This is a genomic window from Bacillus sp. 522_BSPC (assembly GCF_001076885.1).
GTDB classification, from domain to species: domain Bacteria; phylum Bacillota; class Bacilli; order Bacillales; family Cytobacillaceae; genus Niallia; species Niallia hominis.
The window spans coordinates 1-7,059 of sequence record NZ_JVDT01000163.1 but is presented as its reverse complement, the minus strand read 5'-3'; the positions used below and the strand labels follow the sequence as shown (position 1 = coordinate 7,059).

Here is a 7,059-nt window from a genome sequence, read left to right as displayed (position 1 = left end):
CTTTCTTTTCCTGTTTTCGGGCTCAGAGACGGGCTCTCTGTTACCTTTTCGTCTTTCTTTTCCTACTAACAGGCGCAGAGAGCATCCACTTTCACTTGAAAACAAAAAACCAAAACTATTCCTCTTTAAGGGAATAATTTTGGCTCTTATTAATAAAGGTTTATCCTTTTACTCTTTTTAACGAAACTTTCCCCATATTAAGTTTAGAGAAAATGATTGTTAGAATAATTGGTATTACAATTGCAACAACCATCGCGATTGCGAAGGTAACCATATATTTCGGTTGAATTGATAGAAATCCTGGTATTCCACCTACTCCAATAGAGTTTGCCATTACACCTGATCCAACAGAGATAATGGCGGCAAATAAAGACCCAATCATTGCGGCTAGAAATGGGAAGCCGTATTTTAAGTTTATACCAAACATGGCAGGCTCTGTTACTCCTAAGTAACAAGAGATTGTTGCTGGAATGGATACTTGTTTTTCTTCTTCGTCTTTTCTATTTAAATAAATCATCGCAAGTACCGCTGATCCTTGTGCAATATTGGATAATGCAATCATTGGCCATAGATTTGTTCCACCAAATTCACTCATTAATTGTAAATCAATTGCATTCGTCATATGATGTAATCCTGTAATGACAAGTGGTGCATAAGCAAAACCAAATACTGCTGCAAATAACCAGCCTAAAGTAGAGGTTAATCCAGAGTATACAACATCTGAAATGACTGAACCTATCTTCCATCCGATTGGACCTAGTACGGTATGGGCAATTAAAACAGTAGGCACTAATGCAAAGAATGGTACAACAATCATCGAAATGGCATTTGGCACTATTTTACGCAAACGTAACTCTAGGAAAGAAAGTAATAAACCCGCTAAAATAGCTGGAATCACTTGCGCTTGATAACCAATCATGTCAACTTGAGCAAAACCAAAATCCCAAAATGGAATTTCTTCTGCAGAAGCTACCGAATAAGCATTTAATAATTGCGGGGATACTAATGTAATCCCTAATACAATCCCAAGAATTGGAGTAGCTCCCATTTTTCTTGCCACTGCCCACGTAATCCCTACAGGCAGGAAGTGAAATATTGCTTCCCCTATTAACCATAAGAAACTATTTGTTCCCGCCCAAAATTGTGAAACCTCTACTAAAGTTTTTGTTCCGTCTTCTACTAATTTGATTTCTCCAATTACGTTTCGGAAACCAAGAATTAATCCCCCAACTACGATAGCTGGGATTAGAGGGGTAAAAATATCCGCTAAATGGGCTATCATTCTTTGCAGAAAGTTCATGTTTTGTTTTGCCGCTACTTTTGCCTCATCCTTTGATGTATCACTCACTCCTGCAATAGCAATAAATTCATTGTAAAAAGATGAGACTTCATTTCCGATAATGACCTGAAACTGCCCTGCTTGCGTAAATGTTCCCTTTACAAGCTTTATTTTTTCAATGCTGTCTATATCAGCCTTAGATGAATCGTTTAAAACAAAGCGCATTCTTGTTGCACAATGTGTCACAACAGAAATGTTTTCGCTTCCACCAACGTGTTCAAGAAGTTCTTTTGCCTGTTCTGTGTATTTCCCCATCATTCTTTCCTCCTTTTTTCCTTTTCTCCCATGTATTTATCAATCATTTATAATTCCTATTGCATACCTAAAACCTGTATATACAAGTTTTTGATTACGTTTTCATTATAGTTGTATATACAGGAGGTGTCAATATAATAAAAAATAAATATTTTGAAACAGAAAAAGATAGGAAACTAGTGCGCAAAAAAAAAACAGACCTCTACAATTTATTCCCTACAAAAAGATAAAATGCTATTGTAATAAATAAATGTATAGATCTGCTTATTTATAACTCACAGTAATAGTGCCAGAGAAATTCCCACAATTAACATCACACTAATATAAAGATAATCATATAAAGTGATAAACGTTTTTTGAAAATACGTTCGATCCCTTTCCCCTGTAAATCCTCTTACCTCCATCGCCATTGCCATTTGCTCTGAACGACGTATAGCTTGTGTCAACAAAGGAACCGCATAACGGAAGAAGGCTTTCCATGTTCCGCTATGTTTATACCCTCGAACCCGATGTGCTTCTTTCAATTGTGCTAAATCAGATTGAAACATGGGAATACAGCGAAATCCTGCCAGCATTCCATATGCCCATTTCGGAGACAATTTCCATTGATGGATAAGACTCATCATTAATTCATATAAATTAGTCGTTGTAGTAAAAAGCAGGCCAATTGTAACGAAGGCAAGCATGCGCATAGAAATAAGGAAGCCACTTCTTATACTTTCTTCTGTTACTTGAAACCATGCCCACTTCCAAACAACTGTTTCTCCTTTTCCAAATGCTGCCAACATCCAAAATGTAAGTACAAAAAAGACGGAATAAGGAAGAAGCACTTTAACAAGAAATTTCCCCTTCCATCCTCCTAGCATTAAACCAAGTAACATCACATATATCCAGATTGCTAATGTAGAAAATGCGCTTTGAATCGTCATTAAGATAACCATTAACAAAATATGTGTCATTAATTTTATCGCTGGATTAAGATGTGATAGGTAAGACTCGTTGCTTTTGATTGTCTCCAGCCTCCTTTAAATCTGCGATTAATTGATAATGAAGAGGAGGTACAACAGCTAGCTCTTTACAAAGCTCTTGATTGGAAAAAAGAAGATATGGATGGTCAGAAAAAGCAATATTCTTCTGATGTAGGACTACAACCTTATCTGCATATTGATCGACAATATCCATATCATGTGTAACCATTATAATAGAAGTTCCTTCCTTCTTTCTTTTTTCAAGAACCTGTAATAAATCATGAGAAGATTTCGCATCTTGCCCAAAGGTAGGTTCATCTAATAAAAGAATATCTTGATCTAATAACAGCATGGTCGCTACACTCAATCTTCTTTTCTGTCCAAAGCTAAGGCTAAAAGGATGCTGATTTTGAAATGGCTCTAAACCAAATTCCTTCAAAAGCTCTATAGTTCGCTGATTAATATCCGCTTCCTTCCATTGATACTGCATACCAGAAAACGAAATTTCATCAAAGACCGTTTGATTAATAAATTGAAGCTCCGGATTTTGGAATACAAAGCCTAAGTGCTGATATAAGTCTCTTTCTCTCCACTTTTTCAAGGCCTTTCCATGAAAGTGAATATCTCCCTTTTTGCTCTTTTTCAAATGAGCAAGGATCTTTAAGAAAGTACTTTTACCTGCCCCATTGTTCCCAATTACCGCAATCCATTCTCCTTTATTCACGGTTAAATCTATGTTTTCTAGAATGGTTTCTTTATTATAAGCAGCTTCTAAATGCTTCACTTCAAGAAGCGGATCGTCAAGCCCTCCAGACTTTTCTATGCCATTTTGGCTTTCATACTTATTGATTAGTTCTAATCTCCTTGGATGACTTTCATTTTGAATGAATTCCTCCCACTTACAAGGGTAGACTTGGGGAATCCAAATTCCAGCTTCTCGCATCTCCTCTTTGTACTGTCTAAGGACCATTTCAGGTTTCCCATCAGCAATTATCTGCCCATTTTTATTCAAGAGAATAACACGATCCATCCATTCTATACATCCATCTAAAACATGTTCGACCATCACCATCGTTTGACCAGTTCTAGCTGCTGTATTTTTTATCACTTCAAAAACTTCTTTTCTGCCAGAAGGATCAAGCTGCGCAGTGGGTTCATCCAAAAAGAGTACTTCTGGCTCTAATGCTAATAGACAAGCTAGCGCTAACCGTTGCTTCATTCCTCCTGAAAGGTTTGCAATAGGGGTATGTGGCTCTATCATTAATCCTACTGTTTCAAGCACCTCAAAGATTATCCCATCCATTTGTTCCCTAGGCACTTTTCTATTTTCCAAACTAAAGGCAATTTCTTCATCTACATGCTGCATACAAAACTGTGTATCAGGATTTTGGAAAAGGACACCTGCCCTTTTCCTTCTAATTACTTCTCCTGACACATAGGCTTCTATATGTTCCGGAATAATGCCAGCTAAAACAGATATAATAGTAGATTTCCCACTGCCACTCGGACCGAGAATTAATACCTTTTCTCCTTGATTAATATGCAGTGTAACTTTTTTGAGGACAGGCTCCTTGTCCTCAAAAAAGCGCACAGATAGATGATTACATCCTAACAATGAACTCATCATTATTCTCCTTCTTCCGATTCGATCTACAAATAGCATATCCATTCAGGACACCTGTTTTACCAAGCCCCTCCACAATTGCTTTGGCTAATAATCCTCCTAAAAGAAGACCACTAATTACCTGTATAATAAAGGTTAGAATGAGTGTCGTCGTCGTATAATAGGAAAAACCATTCGCAATAATGCTATATAACATGCTTCCACAAGCTGCGAGTGCCCCTGACAGCATTAAGACTGAAACATGGTATTTTTTATAGCGGAAGACTGCAAAAGCTATTTCCGCTCCAATTCCTTGAAATACGCCTATTAATAATGCGGATAAACCAAAATGGCTGCCAATTAAAAGCTCTACTGATGCTGCAACTACTTCTGCTATTAAGGCCGCACCTGGTTTCTGTATAATATAGGCAACGATTGGACTCGCAATAACCCATATTCCGAACATAAAGTTAGCTCCAACTGGCCCGACAAGTGCGGAAATTGGGAGCCATAAAGTGGACCATCCCATATAAAGAACCCCACATGCTACGGCAATTACAACTAATAAGACTACCTCTTTAATTTTCCAGTTCATACAATCACCTCAAAGGTTTTCACTGGCCACTCTTCTAGATGATAAGCCATATCCCAAAACTTATATTCTAGTTGACAGCTTAATAGAAAATACTCCATTAGCTTGCCTTTCTGTTCTTCATTAAGCGTTTCAGCAAGTTCATCTAATCGCTGACAAAGAGGTGTTGTGACAGTCATAGGACCATCACCATAGAAATGGATCCAGTCATAAAAAGGATGGGTACTATCTGGATTTACCTTTTCTAAAAGCCTTTTCCCGATTTCTACATAAGTCCATGGACAAGGCAAAAGAGCTGCTATAATATCCGCTATGCCGCCTTGATGGGCAACCGTTAGCATATGTCGGATATAATGGTGAGCAGAAGGAGCTACCGGAAACCCTTGTAGGTCCTCGTATTTAACACCTGCTACTTCACAAAAATTATTATGCGGATGTGTTTCACTATGTAGCACAAAGGAAATTTGGTTATTAAATAGCTCTATATCCTTTCTGTTCGTGCTTTTTGAAATCGCCAATCCGTAAATCTTCATAAAGGCATTTAAATATTCAAAGTCTTGTTTCACATAATGAATGAGCTGTTCTTTCTTTAAATCCCCCTTGCCAATCCCTTGAACAAATGGATGTTCAAAAATTGCCTGAAAGATTGGTTCAGCTTGCTTGCGTAATTCTTGTGAAAAACTCACTTGATTTCCTCCTTCTTTTGGTCCTAGAAGACCTACATTAAGATTTTTAATGAAAAGGAAAACATGGAGCAACTTTGCAATGCTAAAAAGCCACTCCAAAAAATGGAGTGGCTTTATCATGAATAAAATAACAGTATTATTCTAGGCCGACTCCACTTTCCTACGCTAGTATGAACTAGATCAGGTTCAAAGGGTCCAAGTATTCTTGTCTCAGCCAAAAAGGCTCCCCCAGTGGATTTTCCTATTCAATTACTTAATACATTACCTAAAACCTCTAATTTTTGTCAATCATTTTCCCTTCATTCTTTTTTAATTATTCTGCTTACCTCATTTGTTAAAAGGGTATATTTTTAAAGTAACTTCTAATATGTGGCTGGGAATTCCTATTATTGAAGAACTTTCACAAAATAGACATATTCATGTGATGTTTTTCACATAATTTAAGTATATAATCACTATATAAACAGTAATAACATTTTACAAAAGAAAGATTTATAAGATACTATGGAGAAAAGTAGCTACAAAGTAATTGTTTAACGAATCTTGTTCTCCATTTGTAATGAAATAGCTTTAAATACTATTAATCTATTAAATTTGAAAAAGGGAGTTGCAAAAGATGAAACAACAAAATATAAATCGTGTCGTTTTAATTGGTACAGGTGCTGTAGGATGTAGCTATGCTTATTCATTAATTAACCAAGGTGTTACAGAAGAACTTGTTTTAATTGATGTAAACAAAAAAAGAGCAGAAGGGGAAGCAATGGATTTAAATCATGGGATCCCATTTGCCCCGGCTCCAACGAAAGTATGGGCAGGCGACTATTCTGACTGTGGAGATGCTGATTTAATTGTTATCACTGCAGGTCTACCTCAAAAGCCAGGAGAAACTCGTTTAGATTTAGTTGCCAAAAACACAAGCATCTTCAAAAGCATTGTGAAAGAAATTACTGCTAGCGGATTTGATGGCATTTATTTAATTGCCACAAACCCAGTTGATATTCTTACTTATGTCGTTTGGAAAGAGTCTGGTCTTCCTAAAGAGCGAGTAATCGGTTCTGGGACTACATTAGATTCTGCCCGTTTCCGTTATATGCTAGGGGAGTATTTCGATGTAGATACACGCAACATTCATGCTGCTATTATCGGTGAGCATGGAGATACAGAGCTACCAGTATGGAGTAGTACAACCATTGGATTAGAAAGCATTGATACAAAGCTAGCTAAAAATGATCAATACTCTCAAAAAGACCTAGATGAACTTTTCATTAATGTCCGCGATGCTGCTTATCATATTATTGAGCGTAAAGGTGCGACTTATTATGGAATCGGAATGTCCCTTGTCCGTATTACCAAAGCGATTCTTGGAAATGAAAATTCTATTTTACCAGTATCTGCATACCTAGATGGAGAGTATGGCCATAAAGATATCTATATTGGTGTTCCTGCTATTATTAATCGTCAAGGAATCCGTGAGGTTCTTGAACTAAAACTAAATGAAAAAGAAGCAGAACAATTTAACCACTCTGTGGAAGTACTTAAACAAACAATGAACTCTGCTTTAAATTAAGTTAGAGAGGCTGGGACATAAACATTTCAGCTAACAATAAATACGAACG

6 protein-coding genes and 1 riboswitch are annotated in these 7,059 nt (G+C 36.9%); of the genes, 1 reads left to right on the top strand and 5 read right to left on the bottom strand.

Annotated elements, in window-relative coordinates:
* Window positions 1–160 precede the first annotated feature (160 nt).
* The 5 genes from treP to tenA form a co-directional block, all read right to left on the bottom strand.
* Window positions 161–1,594: a PTS system trehalose-specific EIIBC component gene (gene treP / locus ADJ83_RS14080; RefSeq protein WP_048718075.1), complete on the bottom strand. Its 1,434-nt coding sequence runs from the start codon at window positions 1,592–1,594 to the stop codon at window positions 161–163.
* A gap of 275 nt (window positions 1,595–1,869) precedes the next feature.
* Complete coding sequence (locus tag ADJ83_RS14075; RefSeq protein WP_268817948.1) at window positions 1,870–2,553, bottom strand: energy-coupling factor transporter transmembrane component T family protein; 684 nt, start codon at window positions 2,551–2,553, stop codon at window positions 1,870–1,872.
* Window positions 2,554–2,569: 16 nt separating this feature from the next.
* On the bottom strand, window positions 2,570–4,186 hold the full coding sequence (locus ADJ83_RS14070) for an ABC transporter ATP-binding protein (protein ID WP_035416772.1): 1,617 nt from the start codon (window positions 4,184–4,186) through the stop codon (window positions 2,570–2,572).
* Complete coding sequence (locus tag ADJ83_RS14065) at window positions 4,164–4,760, bottom strand: ECF transporter S component (protein WP_031540180.1); 597 nt, start codon at window positions 4,758–4,760, stop codon at window positions 4,164–4,166. The genes ADJ83_RS14070 and ADJ83_RS14065 overlap by 23 nt, the downstream gene beginning before the upstream one ends.
* On the bottom strand, window positions 4,757–5,443 hold the full coding sequence (gene tenA, locus ADJ83_RS14060) for a thiaminase II (RefSeq protein WP_031540179.1): 687 nt from the start codon (window positions 5,441–5,443) through the stop codon (window positions 4,757–4,759). The genes ADJ83_RS14065 and tenA overlap by 4 nt, the downstream gene beginning before the upstream one ends.
* Window positions 5,444–5,583: 140 nt before the next feature.
* A riboswitch (TPP riboswitch) is annotated at window positions 5,584–5,683 on the bottom strand.
* A gap of 376 nt (window positions 5,684–6,059) precedes the next feature.
* Between tenA and ADJ83_RS14055 the strand changes: the two genes are divergently transcribed.
* Complete coding sequence (locus ADJ83_RS14055) at window positions 6,060–7,010, top strand: L-lactate dehydrogenase (RefSeq protein ID WP_031540178.1); 951 nt, start codon at window positions 6,060–6,062, stop codon at window positions 7,008–7,010.
* The last annotated feature ends 49 nt before the right edge of the window (window positions 7,011–7,059 follow it).

What these genes read in the sequence shown, in the direction of transcription:
- ADJ83_RS14075 (WP_268817948.1), bottom strand. Translation starts at nt 2,553, where the DNA reads ATGACACATATTTTGTTAATGGTTATCTTAATGACGATTCAAAGCGCA.
- treP (WP_048718075.1), bottom strand. Translation starts at nt 1,594, where the DNA reads ATGGGGAAATACACAGAACAGGCAAAAGAACTTCTTGAACACGTTGGT.
- ADJ83_RS14055 (WP_031540178.1), top strand. Translation starts at nt 6,060, where the DNA reads ATGAAACAACAAAATATAAATCGTGTCGTTTTAATTGGTACAGGTGCT.
- ADJ83_RS14070 (WP_035416772.1), bottom strand. Translation starts at nt 4,186, where the DNA reads ATGAGTTCATTGTTAGGATGTAATCATCTATCTGTGCGCTTTTTTGAG.
- ADJ83_RS14065 (WP_031540180.1), bottom strand. Translation starts at nt 4,760, where the DNA reads ATGAACTGGAAAATTAAAGAGGTAGTCTTATTAGTTGTAATTGCCGTA.